Origin of the sequence: Gordonia sp. LUNF6, from assembly GCF_047041125.1 — a bacterium.
GTDB lineage: Bacteria > Actinomycetota > Actinomycetes > Mycobacteriales > Mycobacteriaceae > Gordonia > Gordonia sihwensis.
Window position 1 is genome coordinate 1,068,058 of record NZ_CP178181.1, and the last position, 18,921, is coordinate 1,086,978.

15 protein-coding genes are annotated in these 18,921 nt (G+C 67.3%); 7 read left to right on the top strand and 8 right to left on the bottom strand.

Features of this window, described 5'->3' with window-relative positions:
* Position 1: 1 nt before the first annotated feature.
* The 6 genes from ACK8HH_RS05015 to ACK8HH_RS05040 form a co-directional block, all read right to left on the bottom strand.
* The gene (locus ACK8HH_RS05015; protein ID WP_006897550.1) at positions 2 to 691 is read right to left on the bottom strand and encodes a hypothetical protein; all 690 of its coding nucleotides are present in this window, start codon (positions 689 to 691) and stop codon (positions 2 to 4) included.
* Between the two features lie 113 nt (positions 692 to 804).
* Positions 805 to 1,425 (bottom strand): TetR/AcrR family transcriptional regulator, encoded by a 621-nt coding sequence (locus tag ACK8HH_RS05020; RefSeq protein ID WP_346075889.1) that lies wholly within the window; start codon positions 1,423 to 1,425, stop codon positions 805 to 807.
* 9 nt (positions 1,426 to 1,434) lie between these two features.
* Positions 1,435 to 3,690 (bottom strand): MMPL family transporter, encoded by a 2,256-nt coding sequence (locus ACK8HH_RS05025; RefSeq protein ID WP_006897548.1) that lies wholly within the window; start codon positions 3,688 to 3,690, stop codon positions 1,435 to 1,437.
* Positions 3,691 to 3,737: 47 nt separating this feature from the next.
* The gene (locus ACK8HH_RS05030; RefSeq protein ID WP_006897547.1) at positions 3,738 to 5,138 is read right to left on the bottom strand and encodes a YibE/F family protein; all 1,401 of its coding nucleotides are present in this window, start codon (positions 5,136 to 5,138) and stop codon (positions 3,738 to 3,740) included.
* 37 nt (positions 5,139 to 5,175) lie between these two features.
* Positions 5,176 to 6,333, bottom strand: coding sequence for an acyl-CoA dehydrogenase family protein (locus ACK8HH_RS05035; protein ID WP_006897546.1), 1,158 nt, complete (start codon positions 6,331 to 6,333; stop codon positions 5,176 to 5,178).
* A gap of 50 nt (positions 6,334 to 6,383) precedes the next feature.
* The gene (locus tag ACK8HH_RS05040) at positions 6,384 to 7,001 is read right to left on the bottom strand and encodes a TetR/AcrR family transcriptional regulator (protein ID WP_006897545.1); all 618 of its coding nucleotides are present in this window, start codon (positions 6,999 to 7,001) and stop codon (positions 6,384 to 6,386) included.
* A gap of 110 nt (positions 7,002 to 7,111) precedes the next feature.
* Here ACK8HH_RS05040 and ACK8HH_RS05045 point away from each other — a divergent pair, with 110 nt between their 5' ends.
* Together ACK8HH_RS05045 and ACK8HH_RS05050 are read left to right on the top strand one after the other, a co-directional pair.
* Positions 7,112 to 7,732 carry a phosphoribosylanthranilate isomerase gene (locus ACK8HH_RS05045; protein WP_039867849.1) on the top strand — a complete coding sequence of 207 codons (621 nt, stop codon included), beginning with the start codon at positions 7,112 to 7,114 and terminating at the stop codon, positions 7,730 to 7,732.
* Between the two features lie 104 nt (positions 7,733 to 7,836).
* Positions 7,837 to 9,339, top strand: coding sequence for an HNH endonuclease signature motif containing protein (locus tag ACK8HH_RS05050; protein ID WP_260868608.1), 1,503 nt, complete (start codon positions 7,837 to 7,839; stop codon positions 9,337 to 9,339).
* Here the strand turns inward: ACK8HH_RS05050 and nagE are convergent.
* A complete protein-coding gene (gene nagE, locus ACK8HH_RS05055; RefSeq protein ID WP_346075893.1) occupies positions 9,302 to 11,368 on the bottom strand; it encodes an N-acetylglucosamine-specific PTS transporter subunit IIBC in 2,067 nt (688 codons plus the stop codon). The two genes, ACK8HH_RS05050 and nagE, sit on opposite strands and share 38 nt — an antisense overlap.
* A 175-nt stretch (positions 11,369 to 11,543) precedes the next feature.
* On the opposite strand from nagE, the gene ACK8HH_RS05060 reads away from it, so the two are divergent.
* From ACK8HH_RS05060 to ACK8HH_RS05080, 5 genes are all read left to right on the top strand, one after another.
* The gene (locus ACK8HH_RS05060; protein WP_039867848.1) at positions 11,544 to 12,563 is read left to right on the top strand and encodes an iron-siderophore ABC transporter substrate-binding protein; all 1,020 of its coding nucleotides are present in this window, start codon (positions 11,544 to 11,546) and stop codon (positions 12,561 to 12,563) included.
* Positions 12,564 to 12,625: 62 nt separating this feature from the next.
* On the top strand, positions 12,626 to 13,609 hold the full coding sequence (locus tag ACK8HH_RS05065) for a FecCD family ABC transporter permease (protein ID WP_231650041.1): 984 nt from the start codon (positions 12,626 to 12,628) through the stop codon (positions 13,607 to 13,609).
* Complete coding sequence (locus tag ACK8HH_RS05070) at positions 13,606 to 14,649, top strand: FecCD family ABC transporter permease (protein WP_006897540.1); 1,044 nt, start codon at positions 13,606 to 13,608, stop codon at positions 14,647 to 14,649. Before ACK8HH_RS05065 ends, ACK8HH_RS05070 begins: the two co-directional genes overlap by 4 nt.
* 23 nt (positions 14,650 to 14,672) lie before the next feature.
* Positions 14,673 to 15,662, top strand: a complete 990-nt coding sequence (locus tag ACK8HH_RS05075; RefSeq protein WP_006897539.1) for a siderophore-interacting protein — start codon at positions 14,673 to 14,675, stop codon at positions 15,660 to 15,662.
* 90 nt (positions 15,663 to 15,752) lie between these two features.
* The gene (locus tag ACK8HH_RS05080; protein ID WP_006897538.1) at positions 15,753 to 17,159 is read left to right on the top strand and encodes a class II fumarate hydratase; all 1,407 of its coding nucleotides are present in this window, start codon (positions 15,753 to 15,755) and stop codon (positions 17,157 to 17,159) included.
* A gap of 32 nt (positions 17,160 to 17,191) precedes the next feature.
* On the opposite strand, the gene ACK8HH_RS05085 is transcribed toward ACK8HH_RS05080, so the two are convergent.
* Entirely contained in the window at positions 17,192 to 18,892 is a 1,701-nt protein-coding gene (locus ACK8HH_RS05085) for a fumarate hydratase (protein WP_006897537.1), read from the bottom strand.
* Between the last annotated feature and the right edge of the window lie 29 nt (positions 18,893 to 18,921).

The window sequence follows — 18,921 nt, forward strand, 5'->3', positions numbered from 1 at the left end:
CTCAACTGTCGGGGCGGGCCGGTCCCTCCAATGCGACGCGCAGCCGCTGCTCCAATTCCGCGGCGCCGGCCGCGGGGAGGTCGATCAGCCCGTCGAGTTCCCGCCGCGCCCGAGCATAAGCCTGCTGTCGTTCCTGCGGACTCGCAGCCTCGTCGCCCGCCAGATTCAGCAGCCGCTGGGCACGGGCGAGACGTTCCTGCTCGGCCGGATTGAAATCGCCGCGCCTGCGCCTGCGCGCCTCCTTCTCGGCCACGTCGAGTGCTGTCGCGTAATCGTGGACGGCGTCGCGATAGCGTTCGACGGCCTCGGGTGAGGTGTCGTCGGGAGACGGACGCAGCAGTTCGGCGCGGCTGCGCGCGCGATGGAACTCCGCGGTCAGCGGTTCGCGCAGGTCGACGAGCATCGGGTAGTCGAGGATGGTCGCCAGATCCGTCTCGTACCCGAACCATCGATCGTCGGTGGTCTGGTGCTCGGTGACCGCGCGACGCAGATCGCGCTCGAGCGATTCGGCATCCACCCGGGCCCGGCTCTGGGCCCGGGCGAGCGCGACCTTGGCCTCCTGCCGCAGGCGGTAGCGCTCGAGCCGTCGCTCGGCGCGACGCTCGTTCCATGCCCCGAGCGCACGTACGGCACCGCCGATCGTTCCGCCGAAGACGAAGATCAACCACCAGTAGTGTCCGATCGCACCCATCACGCCACCCACGGATTCAGCGTACTGCGGACGCGGCCGAGATACCGGTCTCGAGCGGGGCGCCGACCGCACCGGGTAGCCGGTGCCCCATCAGCCGACCCACAGCCGACCCGTCAGACCGGCAGCCCCTGCTCCATCAGGTCGAGGGCTGCGAGGCATTCGTCGAGTGAGGCCAGGCCGGTGCGGGTGATGTCGGTGAGATGGAACATCACTCCGGAGACTGCGGAGACGAACACGCGGAGCCGGAAATCGTCGTGCGCGACGCCGAGATAGTCGGCGAAGTAGTCGGTCGCCGCTGAGATCACGCGGTCGGACTCGAACTGGTACGTCGCGCGCAGGCTCGGCTCGCTGTGCAGAATCCGGAGCCGTTCGAGATTGGCCGCCCACTCGTCCTTCTCCGCGATCCGGTACATCCGCGTGATGAGTTCGCGGACGAGACCGAAGTGGCTCAGACCGGCGGGGATCTCCTGGAGGATCGCGTCGCGCTCGTCATCCAGGTCGTCGCTGATGATGACCTGTTCCTTCGACTGGAAGTAGCGGAAGAACGTGGTGTGCGAGACATTAGCCGCCTCGGCGATCTGCGCGACGGTGGTCGCCTCGTAGCCGTTCCGGTCGAAGAGCTCGAGTGCTGCCGCCCGGATGTCGGCCCGAGTCCGGGCCTTCTGGCGTTCGCGTAAACCGGGCCGCGGCCCCGAGGAGGTCCTCGGGGCCGCGGCGGTCGGATTGTCGTTCATGTCCGTACTCTATGCCGTCCCGCTCGGGCTCGGCTCGGGGCTGTTGCCGCCCACCGCCACCGGTGTCTCGGTCGAGGGCAGGCCGCGGTCGCGGACCTTCTCGCCTTCGATGTCGAAGTTGAGGACCAGCTTGTCGAGCCAGCGGGGCAGACCCCACGCGCGGTTGCCGAGCAACGCCAGCAGGCCCGGAACGATGACCATTCGGACGAGGAAGGCGTCGAAGAAGACGGCGATCGCGAGGGCGAAGCCCATCATCTTGGCGGTCGTGTCCGGCGACAGCATGAACGCGGCGAAGACGCTGATCATGATGACTGCGGCGGACACCACCACGCGGGCGCCGTGGCGGTAGCCGGCGACGATCGCGTCCTTCGCGCTCATGCCGTGAATGAACTCTTCACGCATGCGGGTCACCAGGAACACCTGGTAGTCCATCGCGAGGCCGAAGACGACGCCGATCAGGAAGATCGGCAGGAACGACAGCAGCGGCTTGGTGTGGTCGATCAGGCCGAAGGTGCCGTCGGTGAAGATGGCCGTGGTGATGCCGAACGTCGCCAGCATCGAGAACACGAAACCGATGGTGCCGATCAGCGGAACCCAGATGGAGCGGAAGACCCCGATCATGATCAGGAAGGCCAGACCCACCACGACGACGAGGTAGGGGATCAGTGCCTTGTCGAGCTTCGCCGAGAGATCGGACATGATCGCCGTCTGGCCGCCGACATGAATCTCCGCTCCCTGTGCCTCGACCGCCCCGGAGGTGTCGCGGATGGCCTCGACCAGGTCGTGGGTCTGCGGCGAGGACGGCGAACTGAGCGGCGTGACGATGATCATCGCCGAATCCGCGCCCGCGTTCGGGTTCTGCGGGGACGGGCCATTGCCGGTCCAGGACACCATTTCCGGCGCCGCGACGCCGGGCAGCGCCTTGATCTTGGCGACGGCGGTGTTCGCCGCCGCGTCGATGGTGCCCTCGTCGGTGTGCATCACCACCACCAGCGGACCTGCGACACCGGCGCCGAAGCCCTTCGCCATCAACTCCTGTCCGGCCACCTGGTCGTCGGTGACGGTGTCCATACCGAGGGTCATGTTCTTGATCGGGATGGCCGCGACGATCAGAATCGCGAGGCCGGCGACGACGAACGGAATCGGCTTGTTGACCAGAGTCCGGCCGAACTTGACTCCGAGGGAGTCGGAGTCCTTCGATTCCTCGGCGTGCCTGATCCACGGAATCCGGGGTGTGAAGGCGAAGCGACCGAAGGCGCCCAGCAGCGCCGGAATGAAGGTCAGCGCGGCCAGGACGGCGACGAGGATGGCCACGGCCGCGCCGAGGCCCATCTGGGTGATGATCGGGATACCGATGACCATCAGGGCGGCCACCGCGATGATCACCGTCAGGCCGGCGAAGACGACCGCAGATCCGGCGGTGCCGACGGCGCGGCCCGCGGCGTCGGCTCGGTCACCGCCTCGCGCGGCTTCGGACCGGTAGCGCGAGACGATGAACAGTGCGTAGTCGATCGAGACCGCGATTCCGAGCATGGTGATGATCGCCGTGGCGGCCTGATTGATGGAGAGGACCTCGGCTGAGAGAGTCACCAGCATCATCGTGAGTCCGACGCCGACGATGCCGGTCACCAACGGGATGAAGGCCGCGATGAGCGCGCCGAAGGCGATGATCATGATGACGAAGGCGATGGCGAAGCCGATCAGCTCGGCCTTGCCCGCGGGCTCCTGCGCCGACATGACGCCGCCGGTGGCCTCGACCTTCAGGCCGTCGCCGCGATGCTTCTCCAGCACGTCGAGCAGCTGATTCTTGGTCGCGACGTCCACGTCCATCAGATTGATCTTCTGGTGAACGCTGATCAGCCCGATCTTGCCGCCGTCGCCGATGACGGCGGAGGCCATCTCCGGTTTAGCGGCCGCGACGGCGAGCGGGTCGAAGACCGTCCCGGCGTCAACCTCGTCGAGCGTCTTGAGGTCGGCGACCAGCGACTGAATCTCGTCGGCATGGCGGGCGAGACCGTCGTCCGCCGCGACGACGACGATCGTCGACGGTTCCTCCTGCTGCTTGTTCTGCGCGGGGAAGTTCTCCTGCAGCTGCTCCATCGCGACGCCGCCGTCCGTGCCCGGCAGGTCGAAGTCCTGCGCGAACTTCGGCTGCAGTGCGCCGACGGCTCCCGCGACGATCACAAGCGCGGCCACCCAGGTGGCGAGCACCCACCATTTGTGCCGGAATGAGAACCGTCCGACGCGGTAGAGAATCGATGACATGCTAACGATTGTTAGTCAGTACCACTTTCCGTGCAAGGTGAACTCGTTCACTTCTCCGTTGCCTGTGCGCCCGGCCTCACAAGTGCGGCGGCGATCGCGGTGGTGAGCGGCACGCTGCCCGCGAGAGCGATGCCGCCGACGAAGGCGCGCGCCAGTTCGATCGCGACTTCCTCGCTGGTGATCAGTGAGCTGAAGGGCTGAGCCGCCACCGAGAACAACAGGAGCAGGGGCAGGGCGCTGCCCGCATAGGCGAAGACGAGCGTGTACACCGTCGAGGCGATGTGGTCCCGCCCGACGCGCATCGCCGAGCGGAATGCGCCGAGGCGGGTCTGTCCCGGAATCGCGGCGAGCTCGAAGGTCGCCGACGCCTGGGTGATCGTCACGTCGTTGAGGACTCCGATGGTGCCGATCACGAATCCGGCCAGCAGCAGTCCGTTGAGGGAGATGGTGCCCTGGTAGAACTGCAGATTGGCGGTTGATTCGGCAGACAGTCCGGTGAGACTCATCGTCGATATCGCCAGACGGCTCAGGACGGTCGCGAGGACGAGTGAGGCCAGCGTGCCGAGCAGAGCCGAACTGGTCCGCAGATTGAAGCCGTGCGCGAGATAGAGGACGGCGAACAGGATCGCGGCCGCCGAGACCACCGCCACGCCGACCACGGAATGCCCGTCGAGGATCGATGGCAGAGTGAAGAAGCCGAGGACCACGAAGGCCACGATCAGACCGACGATCGCGCGGGCGCCGCGCCACGTCGCGACGGCGATGATCGCGAGCACGAAGGCGATGGCCCAGACGATGATGCCGGTTCCCCGCTGGTAGTCGTAGAAGCCGTAGCGGGCGCGGCCGTCCGGGCCAGGCATCGCACTGACGCGGATCGCGTCGCCCTTCTCAAGCGTGGGCTGCCCGGGCTGTGGTTCGTCTGCGGTGGCTGGGTCGGCCGCCGGCGCACCGGGGACGTCCGCAGACTGAGCGGCGTTCGTCGCGATCATCAGGACCGTGTAGCGCCCGGAGTCAGGGCCCGACGTCAGCTTGAGGATCGACGCCCGGCACGGGCCACCGGTGGTCGGGACGGTGGGGAACTCCGCGGACGCCACGCCCGTCGCCGGTGACGAGCAGTCGGCCTTGATCTGCGAGATCACCTCGGCATCGGACACCTGGATCGGACCGCCCGTGGCGGATCGGAACTGCATGGGAATCGGGCGGTCGGCGTGGCCCGGCCACAGCACGATCATCCCGATGCCGACGGCGAGTGCGGCGACGGACAGCAGTCCGATCACCACCGGTTTCGCGTAGCGAGTCAGCTGGCCCGGGAGGTCGCCGCCGCCGTGATGATGGCCGTGCGAATGGCCGGAATGCGCCGCCGCGTGCGGAACGTCGGCCTTTCGGCGTCGCTCCGCACGCGGCGGTGGGTCGTCTCTCGGCTCCGGCTCGGGCAGTCGATGGCTCACGCGCCCGAGACTAGAGCGTCGGAGGTCGGATGTCCCCTTACAGACCCATGTCCTTGGCGATGATCGAGCGCATGACCTCGCTCGTACCGCCGTAGATCCGGTTGACTCGGTTGTCGGCGTACAGGCGGGCGATCGGGTACTCGTTCATGTAGCCGTAGCCGCCGTGCAGCTGCAGGCAGCGGTCGATCACGTCGGCCGCGGCTTCGGTGCAGAACAGCTTCGCGGACGCGGCATCGGCGGCGGTCAGCTCGTTCTTGTCGTAGGCCTCGAGTGCGCGGTCGACGACCGCTTCCATCGCGTCGACCTTCGCTTTGCACGCGGCCAGCTCGAACTTGGTGTTCTGGAACGCGGCGACGGGCTTGCCGAACACCTGACGCTCCTGCGTGTACTCCTTGGCGAAGCGGATCGCCGCCGCACCCTGCGCGTACGCGCCGACGGCGATCGAGAGGCGCTCGCGCGGCAGGTGCTGTCCGAGGTAGTAGAAGCCCTGGTTCTCCTCGCCGAGGAGGTCCTCCACGGGGACCTTGACGTCGGTGAACGACAGCTCCGCGGTGTCGGAGGTGCGCAGACCCAGCTTGTCGAGCTTGCGTCCGACGGCGTAGCCCTCCGACTTGGTGTCGACGACCAGGAGGGTGATGCCGAAGCGGCGATCGGTCTCGCTCGGAGCCGAGGTGCGTGCGCAGACGATCACGCGGTCGGCGTTGACGCCGCCGGTGATGAAGGTCTTGGCGCCGTTGAGGACGTAGTGGCTGCCGTCCTCGGAGAGCTTCGCGGTGGTGCGCATACCCGCGAGGTCGGAGCCGGTGCCGGGCTCGGTCATCGCGATGGCGAACATGGTCTCGCCGGACGCCATGCCGGGCAGCCAGCGCTTCTTCTGCTCCTCGTTGGCGTGCTTGAGGAGGTAAGGGAGACACAGCGGGATGTGTGCCGCGGAGCCGCCGAGGCTGACGCCGGCGCGGGCCATCTCCTCGGTCAGGACGGCCTCGTACTTGTACGAGTCCACGCCCGCGCCGCCGTACTCCTCGGGCACCTCGATGCCGAAGACGCCGAGCTCGCCGATCTTCAGGTAGAAGTCGCGCGGCACGATGCCGTTCTCGAGCCACTCGTCGTAGACGGGCACGATCTCGGATTCGATGAACGCCCGGATCGTCTCCCGGAAAGCTTCATGGTCCTCGGTGTAGATTTCGCGGCGCATCGCGCCACCTCCTTCTTCGATGGGTCACAGCGGGTAGGGCTGCGGGTGTTTCAGGACTTGGCTCCGGCTATGCGGAGTGCGGCGTCCGCGTAGAAGTCGGCCACCTGGGTCGTCGACCAGGTGCCGCCGTCGCGGAACCAACGGGCCACGTCGACGCTGCTGCCGACGATCGCAACTGCCGCCATCCGCGGATCGGGAGTGTCGAAGACTCCCTGGTCGATGCCGCGGTGGAGGATCGCCGCGAGCACGTCTTCGATCTGCTTGCGCAGGTCGACGATCTGCGCACGGTGGTCGGGCTCGAGTGCGCGGAGCTCGTAGTTCACCACGCGGGCGCTCACGTGCCGGTCGGCGTGGTACATCGCGAACTCGCGAATGAAGCGGCGCAACTGCTCGACGGGATCGTCCGTGCCCGCCGCGGCATCGCGCACTATCCGGAGGATCGCCTCGTGGCCGGCGAGCGAGATCTCGAAGAGCAGTTCCTCTTTCGAGCTGTAGTGCACGTAGACCGCGGCGGGACTCATTCCCGCGGCAGTCGCGATGTGCCGGGTTCCCGTGCCGTGGAAACCGAGTTCGGAGAAGGACGCCATCGCGCCCTCGCGGAGACGCTTGCGCGTCTGCTCGGACTTGGTCGTCGGTTCGTCGGGGTCGACGGCCGAGTGCTTCGCCATGGTTGACCTCCGCTCCGCCGGGAAATTTCTAAGCGATCGCTTATTTCTATCGCACTGTAGCACGGGTTACCGGCCGGTCACCTAATCGCCCGGTGGCTAGCATGGACGGCATGTACGTGAAGGTGTGCGGCCTGACGTCGGAGGATGCTGTCGGTGCGGCGGTCTCGGCCGGAGCCGATGCGATCGGTGTGGTGATGAACGAGACGAGTCCCCGTGCCGTCGATCGCGACCGGGCGCGCGCGGTGGTGCGCGCTGGACGAAGCGCGGGAGGGCCCGGCCTGGACATCGTTCTCGTCGTCAACGACAAGCCCGCGGTCGATGCCGCGGCCCTGGCCGTCGACCTCGGCTTCGACGTTCTGCAACTGCACGGGCGTCGCTACGGAGAAGCGGACTTTCGTGCGGCGGCGGAAGGGATCGGCCGGATCTGGCGCGCGACATCGCTGGTGCACGAGCCGCCGTTGACGGTCGGAGCGTACGGGGAGGAGCGGCTGCTTCTCGATGCGCCGAAGCCGGGGTCGGGGGAGCGCTGGGATCTGTCGATGCTCACTGACCGCGGACTGTCGGGCCAGTGGCTGCTCGCGGGCGGACTCACTCCGGACAACGTCGCGGACGCGATCGCTCAAGCGCACCCGTGGGGTGTCGATGTGTCCAGTGGCGTCGAGTCCGCGCCGGGCGTCAAGGATCTGGCCGCGATCAGCAGGTTCGTCGAGGCGGCGAAGTCGCGAAGGTGAGTCGTGCCGGCCGTCAGTGATCTCTGTCACGCCCGGGTGATAGCTTTCAGTTAGTCAGGTAAAGACGGCTTGACCAGCTGAAACACTCGGGGGAGGTGGCAGCGATGAGCGCTTCGATCGTTACAGGTGTCACTGGTCTCGCGCTGCCGGACCGGCCTTCAGAGTTGTTGGCGTTGATCGATGCCGCGGCGGTCAAACTCGCCGAGACCTCCCTGTCGCCGGAGACCGAACCGGACCTGTTGGCGCACACGCAGATCGCCGAACGGATTCGGCGCCGCTGGGACGGCGTCTCCGCTGCGCTGCTGGTGGAGGTCTCCGATCGCAACGCGCACCGCACCGCGGGCTATCTGAATCCGCACCAGTACCTCTCGCAAGGGCTGCGGCTGGGAACCCGCGAGGCGGGCCGACGGCTGCGGATGGCCGAGGCGATCGGTGAGTTCTCCAACTTTCAAGGGCAGACTCTGCCTCCGCGGAAGCCTGCGACCGCCGCAGCGGTGGCGGCCGGGACTGTCGGCGCCGAACACGCGTTGGTGATCTCCGCGGTGCTGGCGAAAGTACCGGGCTGCATCTCGCCGGAGGTCAAAGCGCGTGCCGAGGCGGAGTTGGCCGACGCAGCGGCCGGACTGAACCCCGATGATCTGGGCAAGGTCGGTGACCGCCTGCTCGCCCATCTGGATCCGGACGGGCAGGAGAGTGATCACGTCGACCGGCAACGCCAACGCGGAATCACCATCCTCCCGCAAGACCGCCAGTTGATGAGCAGAGTCCGTGGCGCGATTACTCCGGAGTTGCGGGCGAAGTTCGAGGTGATCTTGACCGCCTGGGCCGCGCCCGGGATGAACAATCCCGCCGACCCCGACTCACCCACTGGAACCATTGACGCCGACGGCATTGACGCCGAGGCTTTGGCGGCGGCGCGGGGTCGGGATCTGCGCAGTGCCGCTCAGCGCACACACGATGCGTTGCTGGCCCTGTGTGATTACGTTCTCGCCCACGGCGGACTCGGAGCACCGAACCGGATACCAGCCGAGTTGGTCATCACCGTTACCGATCAAGAACTCGCCGCCCACGCCGGAATCGCCCTGACTGCCACCGGCACCCGCATCCCGATCGGCGAACTCGTCCGGCTCGCCGCCGACGCCGTGCCGCACCTGGCCGTCTTCCGGAATCACACCAGCGAAGTCCTCTACCAAGGCCGCGGTGCGCGGTGTGCGAGTAAGGCGCAGCGGTTGGCGTTGTTCGCCCGCGACCGCGGCTGCACCGCACCCGGCTGCGACCGCCCGTTCGCGCAAACCCAGGCCCATCACGCACCGGACTGGGTCACCCCGGCCGGGCGCACCGACATCGATGCTCTCGGCGCCGCGTGCGGGCGCCACAACCGCGCCGTCGGCACCAAACGCGGACAGTGGGAGACCATCATCCTCCCGGATGGGCCCGATGCCGGACGCATGGCCTGGCGACCAGCCACCACCGACCACCCCTGGCGCCTGAACACCATCCACCACGCCGGACAAGCTCAGAACCTGCACCCGCCGCCGCGCATGATTCCAGCACGCGCGGCGGTCTCCGTCAGGTCAGTTCGACGGTCGCGGACTTGTCGTTCATGACGACCACCGGGGTCACGGTGGCGAAGCCCGCGGCTTGGATCTTGGCCAGATCGACGTTGAGAATCGGCTGTCCGGCGCTGACCGTGTCGCCGGCCTTCACGAGTGGTTCGAACCCGTCGCCTTTGAGTTTCACGGTGTCGAGGCCGACGTGAATCAGCACCTCCGTGCCGTCCTCTAGTCGGAGTCCGATGGCATGACCGGTGGGAAACACCGTCACGACGGTCGCATCTGCGGGGGCCACCACTTCGCCCGACGTGGGGACGACGGCCGCGCCCGGCCCCATCATGCCGCTGGAGAAGGTCTTGTCCGGGACCTCCGAGAGGTCGACCGCGTACCCCTGGAGCGGGCGCTGCAGAGTGATGACCTTCGCTGCCGGTTTCGTCAGGACGGCGGTCGAGCCGTCGTGCGCGGCACCCTCCTCGGCCTCCGCCTCGGCGACGGCAGCCTCGGCCTCGTCCACTGCGTCCACCGCGGCTTCGACCGCCGTCGGATCCACCTCGCCGGACATGATCTTCTCCATCGCGTCCTTGACGAACTGGACGTTGAGTCCATAGATGACCTGCACCGAATGGCCGCCGGGCTTCATGGTGCCGGCAGCTCCGGCCCGTTTGAGCGCGGAATCGTCGACCTTGCCCGTGTCGTCGATCTCCATGCGCAGACGGGTGGCGCAGTTGTCGAGTTCGAGGATGTTGGCCTTGCCGCCGAGAGCGTCGATGAACTTGGCCGCGGTGCCGATGAACCCGGCTGAGACGCCTCCCTCGTCATCGGCGTCGACGGGTTCGTCGTCCTCGCGCCCAGGCGTCTTGAGCTGGAACTTGAGGATCACCCACCGGAACACCAGGAAGTAGACGAAGAACCAACCGATGCCCAGCACGATGATGATCCAGGGATTCTCGGCCATCGGGTTCTTCCAGTTCAGCACCAAGTCGACGAAGCCGCCGGAGAAGCCGAAGCCCATTCGGACCGGAAGAAGCTGGCAGATCGCCATCGAGATGCCCATGAAGACCGCATGGATCACGAAGAGGAAGGGAGCCAGGAACATGAAGGCGAACTCGAGCGGTTCGGTGACGCCGACGAAGAACGACGAGACCGCGCCGGAGAGCAGGATGCCGTAGGCGATCTTCTTCCGCGTCGTCTTCGCGGTGGTGTACATCGCGAGCGCGGCGCCCGGAAGGCCGAACATCATGATCGGGAAGAACCCGGTCATGTACTGACCGGTCACGCCGAACGTGCCCTCACCCGAGAGGAAGTTGTTCAGGTCGTTGATCCCCGCTACGTCGAACCAGAACACCGAGTTCAGAGCGTGGTGCAGTCCGAACGGAATCAGCAACCGGTTGAAGAAGCCGTAGAGCCCGGTGCCGACGGCGCCGAGATCGACGATGTGCTCACCGAACCAGACGAGGCCGCTGTAGACGAGCGGCCAGATGAACAGCAGGATGAGCGCGACGATCAGGGAGACTCCCGCCGTCACGATGGCCACCGACCGGCGGCCGGAGAAGAACGACAGCGCGTCGGGCAGCTTGACGTCCTTGAAGCGGTTGTAACAGAGCGCACCGATGATGCCGCACAGGATGCCGATGAACGCGTTCTGGAACGCTCCGGGTGCGAAGGCCTCGTTGACGTCCGGGGTCTGGATCGCCAGATGGCCGTTCTCCATGATGAGCTTCTGGCCCTCGGTGATGGTCGCGCCCTCTTCGGCGATCGACGTCGTGTACCCGCGGCCGAGGAGTGTCATCACCGACGTGGGCGCCAGCAGACTGGTGACGACCAGCCACGACACCAGACCGGCGAGCGCCGACGTGCCGTCGGACTTGCGGGCCATACCGATCGACACGCCGACCGCGAACAGCAGAGCCATGTTCGAAAGCACCGCAAGGCCCGCGGTCTGCAGGAACGAGGTGACGACGTTCGGCTTGTCGTCGTTGATACCGATGATCCAGTTGGCGATACCGACGAGGATCGCCGCCACCGGCAGGACGGCCACCGGCAGCATGATCGATTTGCCGAGGTTCTGCAGGAATTTCATCATCTCGGTGGGCTCCCATTCGGTCGTGAGACATGCGAATTGACGGGGCGTTCGGATGGACCTTAACCCGAGTGTCGCGGGTCACGGGCCTGTTCTGAGCCAACGACCGGGCCTGTTACATTAGGGAAGCCTAGCCAATAATAGGCTGACCTAATTCGACAATTCGGAAGTGCTGCTGATGTCACCTCGCCGACTGCTCGGCCTCGTTCTCGCGACCGCCCTCACCGTCTCGCTGGCGGCCTGTTCTTCCTCCGGCGACGGGGCGGGATCATCGGGTGCCGGGGGCGCAGGATTCCCGGTGACGGTGGAGCACGTGTACGGAACCACGACCATCGAGAGCAAGCCGGAGCGTGTGGCGACCGTCGCGTGGGCCAATCACGAGGTGCCGTTGGCGCTGGGCGTGGTCCCGGTAGGCATGAGCAAGGCGGCGTGGGGCGACGATAACGGCAACGGTGTGCTGCCGTGGGTGGAGGACGAACTCAAGCGACTCGGTGCACCGACGCCGGAATTGTTCGACGAAACCGACGGCATCGACTACGAGGCGGTCGCCGACACGCGGCCCGACGTCATCCTCGCCTCGTACTCGGGGCTCTCGAAGGAGGAGTACGACAAGCTCTCGAAGATCGCACCCGTGGTGGCCTACCCGAAGACCGCGTGGGGCACGTCCTGGCAGGACATGGTCCGCATGAACTCCAAAGCGATCGGGCTCCAAGCAGAGGGGGATCGGTTGATCGAGAAGCTCACCGGTCAGGTGATCGGCTCCCTCGACAAGCATCCCGAGCTCAAGGGGCGCAAGGTGATGTTCGCGTACCTCGACCCGACCGATCTGAGCAAGATCGGCTTCTACACGACGCACGACACTCGGCAGGGCTTCCTCGACAGCGTCGGAATGGCGCCGCCGGCGGAGGTGGCCGCGAAGAGCGCGGGGACCGACGAGTTCTACGTCGAGGAGAGTGCCGAGCAGGCCGAACGGTTCCGTGACGTCGATTTGGTCGTGACTTACGGCGACGACTCCACGGTCGCGCGGCTGAAGGCCGACCCGCTGCTGTCGAAGATCCCCGCGATCGCTGCCGGGCACGTCGCGATCTTGAAGGACGCGACCCCGCTGGCCGCCATGGCGAATCCGTCGCCGCTGTCGATCCCGTGGGGCATCGACGACTACTTCTCCACTCTGGCCGCGGGACTGACCGACAAGTGACCGCGGTCGCGCCCACCCGACGGGACACTGTCCCGGACCGATCGGCGGCTCGCGGCGTCGGGGTGCGAATCGGGAGTCTGATCGCGGGCGCGCTCCTCCTCGTCATCCTGTTCGGTGTCTCGGTGGCCTTCGGTGTACGCGCGGTGAGTCCAGCAGAGATCTGGGGCGCGCTCACCGGCGGATCGGACGGCATCGCCGAAGCCGCGGTGCTCAAACGGATTCCGCGCACCGTATTGGCGATGCTGGTCGGCGCGGCCCTCGCTCTCTCGGGCGCGGGTATGCAGGCCGTGACTCGCAATCCGGTGGCCGATCCCGGCATCCTCGGGATCTCCACGGGCGCCTCGCTCGCCGTCGTCACCGGCATCGTGGCCTTCGGGATGTCCGACCCCTACTGGTACATCGCCGTGGCGATCGCGGGAGCGTTCGCCACCGCGGTCTTCGTCTACGCGGTCGGTTCCATGGGCTTCGGCGGTGCGACGCCGCTGAAGCTCGCCCTCTCCGGCGCGGCCACCGCCGCCGCGCTGACCTGCCTCATCAGCGCAGTCCTGCTCCCTCGCGTCGACGTGATGCAGAAGTTCCAGCACTGGCAGGTCGGCGGCGTCGGAGGCGCGGACTGGCACCGCATCGGTGTGGTCGCGCCCTTCCTCGCGGCGGGGGCGATCGTGATGCTCGGATGCGCTCGCGGGATGAATTCTCTGTCACTCGGCGACGATGTCGCGACAGCGTTGGGGGAGAACGTGTTCCGCACTCGTCTGGTGACCGGGATCGCGGCGGTCGTGCTCGCGGGTGCGGCCACCGCCATCGCCGGTCCGATCGCATTCGTCGGCCTGCTCGTGCCTCACGCATGCCGCGCGTCAATCGGCGCCGACCACCGATGGCTGTTGCCCTTCTCCGCACTCGCCGGCGCCGGGCTGCTGGTGCTGTCGGACGTCGTCGGCCGGCTCGTGGCCCGACCGAGCGAGGTGGACGTCGGCGTGGTGACGGCGCTCATCGGAGCGCCCGTGTTCATCTGGATAGTTCGTCGTCAGCGGGTGCGTGCGCTGTGACCGCCGCGACGGAATCTCCCGCCTTCGACCTCTTCGCCGGCCGTCGTGCACGGGTTCGGCGCGCCCGGCTCGTGACCGGGGTGTTGGCTCTTACTGTGATCGGGCTGTTGTTCGTCAGTCTGATGGTCGGCAAGACCTTCTATCCGCTCGGCGACGTCCTGCGCGTGCTGAGCGGGCAGACGGTTCCGGGCGCCTCGTTCACCGTCGGCGAGCTGCGACTTCCCCGAGCGGCGACGGCGTTGCTCACCGGCGCCGCCTTCGGTCTGGCCGGGGTGACTTTTCAGTCTCTGCTGCGCAATCCGCTCGCCTCGCCCGACATCATCGGGATCTCCTGGGGTGCGTCGGCGTCGGCGGTCGGCGCGATCGTGGTCTTCGGACTCACCGGACCGGCGGTGTCGGTGGCCGCGCTGGTCGGTGCACTGCTCACCGTGGGGGCGGTGTACGGGTTGTCGATCGCCGGAGGGTTCGCCGGAACACGCCTGATCCTCATCGGCATCGGCGTGGCGGCGATGCTCAGCAGCCTCGTCTCGTACGTGCTGGCCAAGGCATCGCAGTGGGATGTGGCGGCCGCGTTGCAGTGGCTCACCGGAAGCCTCGCCGACGCCTCCTGGCCGCAACTGGTGCCGCTGGCCGCCGCGATGGCGGTGCTGCTGCCGGCACTCGTCGTCAACTCGCGGAACCTGGCGGTGCTCACCCTGGGTGACGATTCCGCCGCAGGTCTCGGCACTCGCGTCGATGCCGCGCGTCTGGTCTTCATCCTCGGAGCCGTGCTGCTGTTGGCATTCGCAACCGCGGCGGCCGGTCCGATCTCCTTCGTCGCGTTCATGTCCGGCCCCATCGCGGTCCGGCTCGTCGGCCCCGGTTCCTCACCGCTGATCCCGTCGGCGCTGGTGGGGTCCACCCTGGTACTGGCGGGCGACCTGGTCGGTCAATACGCGCTCGGCCACCGCTATCCGGTCGGTGTCGTGACCGGTGTCCTCGGTGCGCCCTTCCTCATCTACCTGCTCATCCGTGTCAACCGCGCCGGCTCGTCGATGTAGCCGACCGCACCGATTGGAGATCCATGCCTGTCGCCGAGACCACCCCGCTGCCGCCGCTGTGCGTCACGCGTGCCGCCGTCGGCGCCGTGCAGCGGCTGTCGCCGAACTTCGTCCGTATCACGTTCACCGGGGCCGGCCTCACCGGGTTCGGCAATCCCGGCGCCACATTCGACCAGCGGATGAAGTTGATCTTCCCTCCGGCCGCCGGTGAGCTCCCGGAGTTGTCCGACTCCGACACCTGGTATCAGGACTGGCTGGCGATTCCCGAGGACCGGAGGGGAGCGATGCGCACGTACTCGATCCGTGACCTCCGGATCGACGACGGCGGCGCGACGGAGTTCGACGTCGACTTCGTCCTGCACTTGGCGCCCGACAAGACCGGACCGGCCTCGTCGTGGGCGGCAGCGGCGGCGGTGGGAGACGAGTTGCTGATCGTGGGACCGCGCCGCGGGCGACTCGACGGCGGCGGAGTGGAGTACATGCCGGGCGCGGCCGAACGTGTGCTGCTGGCCGGCGACGAGACGGCCGCGCCCGCGATCGCCCGCATTCTTGAGGACGCGCCCGCTGATCTGGCGGGAGCGGCCTACATCGAGATCCCCGAGCCCGACGACGCGCTGCCGATCGATGCGCCCGAGGGCGTCGCGGTGCACTGGCTCCCGCGCGAGGGAGCGGGACAGGGAGTGCGGCTGCATGCGGCTGTCCTGGGTCATCTGGGTGAGTCCGCGGGCGACCTGGACGGTGCCGTCGACGCACCCGACACGGACGCGCTGGTCTGGGAGACGCCGACCTTCTCCGGACTCGGCGAGGAGATCCATGCCGGTTCGGGCCATGACGGGACGGGCCATGACGAGACGGGTCGTGACGGGAGGGCGGCGCAGGCGTACTACTGGATCGCGGGCGAGAGTCGCGTCGTCACCACGCTGCGGCGCAGACTGGTCAAAGACCTGGGGATTCCGCGCGCGCAGGTCGCCTTCATGGGGTACTGGCGCGAGGGAGTGGCGATGAAGGGATGACGGGCGGAACTGCTCGGTCCGCCCGCGGATGGTCGGACAGACGGAACAGGCCAGCGGAACATCGGTCGAGACGGAGAGGTTGAACAGAACATGGCTGAAGACACTGGTGAGTACCGAATCGAACACGACACGATGGGCGAGGTGAAGGTCCCGGCCGATGCGCTGTGGCGTGCGCAGACGCAGCGGGCCGTCGAGAACTTCCCGATCAGCTTCCGTCCGCTGGAACGCACTCAGATCCGTGCGCTCGGACTGTTGAAGGCGGCGACCGCACAGGTCAACCGTGATCTCGGGCTGCTCGACGAGGCCAAGGCCGATGCGATCATCGCAGCGGCGCGGGAGATCGCCGACGGCCTGCACGACGACCAGTTCCCGATCGACGTCTTCCAGACGGGGTCGGGGACGTCGTCGAACATGAACGCCAACGAGGTGATCGCGTCGATCGCGGCGGCCGGCGGCGTGACCGTGCATCCGAACGACGATGTGAACATGTCGCAGAGTTCCAACGACACCTTCCCGACCGCCACGCACGTGGCCGCCACCGAGGCCGTCGTCCGCACCCTCATTCCGGCGCTGGAGCATCTGCGGGGCGCCCTCGCCGAGAAGTCGGACCAGTGGCGGTCGGTGGTCAAGTCGGGCCGCACACACCTGATGGACGCGGTCCCGGTGACGCTCGGCCAGGAGTTCGGCGGATATGCGCGGCAGGTCGAAGCCGGCGTCGAACGCCTCCGATCGACGTTGCCTCGCGTGGGTGAACTCCCGATCGGCGGCACCGCCGTCGGGACCGGGCTCAACGCGCCCGACCGGTTCGGGTCGCTCGTGGTGGCCGAACTCGTCCGACTGACGGGTGTCGAGGATCTGCGCCTCGCGCGCGACAACTTCGAGGCTCAAGCCGCGCGCGACGGGCTGGTGGAACTGTCGGGACAGCTGAAGACGATCGCCGTGTCGTTGACCAAGATCGCCAACGACGTCCGCTGGATGGGGTCGGGGCCGCTCACGGGGCTCGGCGAGATCGCGCTGCCCGACCTCCAGCCGGGGAGTTCGATCATGCCGGGCAAGGTGAACCCGGTGCTTCCCGAAGCCGTCACACAGGTGGCGGCGCAGGTGATCGGCAACGACGCCGCCGTCACCTGGGGCGGCGGCAATGGCGCCTTCGAGTTGAACGTCTACATCCCGATGATGGCGCGCAATGTCCTCGAATCGGTGACTCTGCTCGCCAACGTCTCCCGACTGTTCGCCGACCGGTGCATCAGCGGGCTGGTGGCACATGAGGACCGCCTGCGGACGCTCGCCGAATCGTCACCGTCGATCGTCACCCCGCTCAACTCCGCGATCGGGTACGAGGAGGCCGCCGCCGTCGCCAAGGAGGCGCTACGCGAAGGAAAGACGATCCGGCAGACGGTGATCGATCGCGGGCTCCTCGGCGACCGGCTGTCGGAGGAGGAACTCGATCGGCGGCTCGACGTCCTCAAGATGGCGAACCTGGAGCGGGAACGGTAGACGTTCCCCGCTCCCGGCGTCACCTGGGCGACCTACCGCTCCTTCGAGCGGATGCGCACACCGCTCAGCGGCACGCTGACCGTGCCGCCCGGATCGGTGAAGAAGTCGTTGCCCTTGTCGTCGACGACGATGAAGGCGGGGAAGTTCTCGACCTCGATCTTCCACACGGCTTCCATGCCGAGCTCGGGATACTCGATGACCTCTTGACTCTTGATGCAGTCGAGCGCGAGACGAGCGGCGGGGCCGCCGATCGATCCGAGGTAGAAGCCGCCGTGCGTATCGCACGCGGTGGTGACCTGCTTGGACCGGTTGCCCTTGGCGAGCATCACCATCGACCCGCCGGCGGCCTGGAACTGCTCGACGTAGCTGTCCATCCGGCCGGCCGTGGTGGGACCGAACGATCCCGACGCCATGCCCTCCGGGGTCTTGGCCGGACCGGCGTAGTACACCGGGTGGTTCTTCAGGTACTCGGGCATCGGCTCGCCCGCGTCGAGTCGTTCCTTGATCTTGGCGTGCGCGATGTCGCGGGCCACCACCAGCGGACCGGTCAGCGACAGCCGTGTCTTGACCGGGTGCTTGGTGAGCTCGGCCAGGATCTGGTCCATCGGTTGGTTCAGATCGATCTCGACCACCTCGCCGCCCGCGATGTCCTCGGCGACGCCGGCGTCCGGCATGTACTGCGCGGGATCGGTCTCCAACTGCTCCAGAAAGACGCCGTCGGCGGTGATCTTGCCGAGAGCCTGACGGTCGGCGGAGCACGAGACGGCGATCGCGACGGGCAGCGACGCTCCGTGGCGCGGCAGCCGGATCACCCGGACGTCGTGGCAGAAGTACTTGCCGCCGAACTGCGCGCCGATCCCGAACGACTGGGTCAGCTTGAACACCTCCTCCTCGAGTTCCGGGTCGCGGAAGGCGTGCCCGGAGAGGTCGCCCTCGGTGGGCAGGGTGTCGAGGTAGTGCGCGGAGGCGTACTTCGCGGTCTTCAATGCGAACTCTGCGGAGGTGCCGCCGACGACCACCGCGAGGTGGTACGGCGGGCACGCCGCGGTGCCGAGCGAGCGGATCTTCTCATCGAGGTACTCCAGCAGCCGCTTGGGATTCAGGATCGCCTTGGTCTCCTGGAACAGGAACGACTTATTGGCGCTGCCGCCGCCCTTGGCCATGAAAAGGAACTTGTACTCCGGTCCCTTGGGCCCCTGCTCGGTCGCGTAGATCTCGACCTGAGCCGGGAGGTTGGTGCCGGTGTTGCGCTCCTCGTACATGGTGATCGGAGCGTTCTGCGAGTACCGCAGGTTCAGCTTGGTATACGCGTCGTAGACGCCGCGCGAGATCCACTCGCCGTCGTCGACGCCGGTCAGCACGCCTTCGGACTTCTTGCCCATCACGATGGCGGTGCCGGTGTCCTGGCACATCGGAAGCACGCCGCCGGCCGAGATGTTCACGTTCTTCAGCAGGTCGAGGGCCACGAAGCGATCGTTGCCCGAGGCCTCGGGATCGTCGATGATCTTCCGCAACTGCCGCAGGTGCGCCGGCCGCAGGTAGTGGCTGATGTCGTGCATCGCCTCGGCGGTCAGTCTCTGGAGCGCTTCGGGTGCCACCTTGAGGAAGGTCTGGCCGTCGACCTCGATGGTCGAGACGCCTTCGGTGGTGACGAGACGGTACGGGGTCTCGTCGGCACCGATCGGCAGCAGGTCGGAGTAGAGGAATTCGGGGGCTGAGGCTGATTCACTCACGACTGGCATCGTAGCCCTCGCGATGTGCG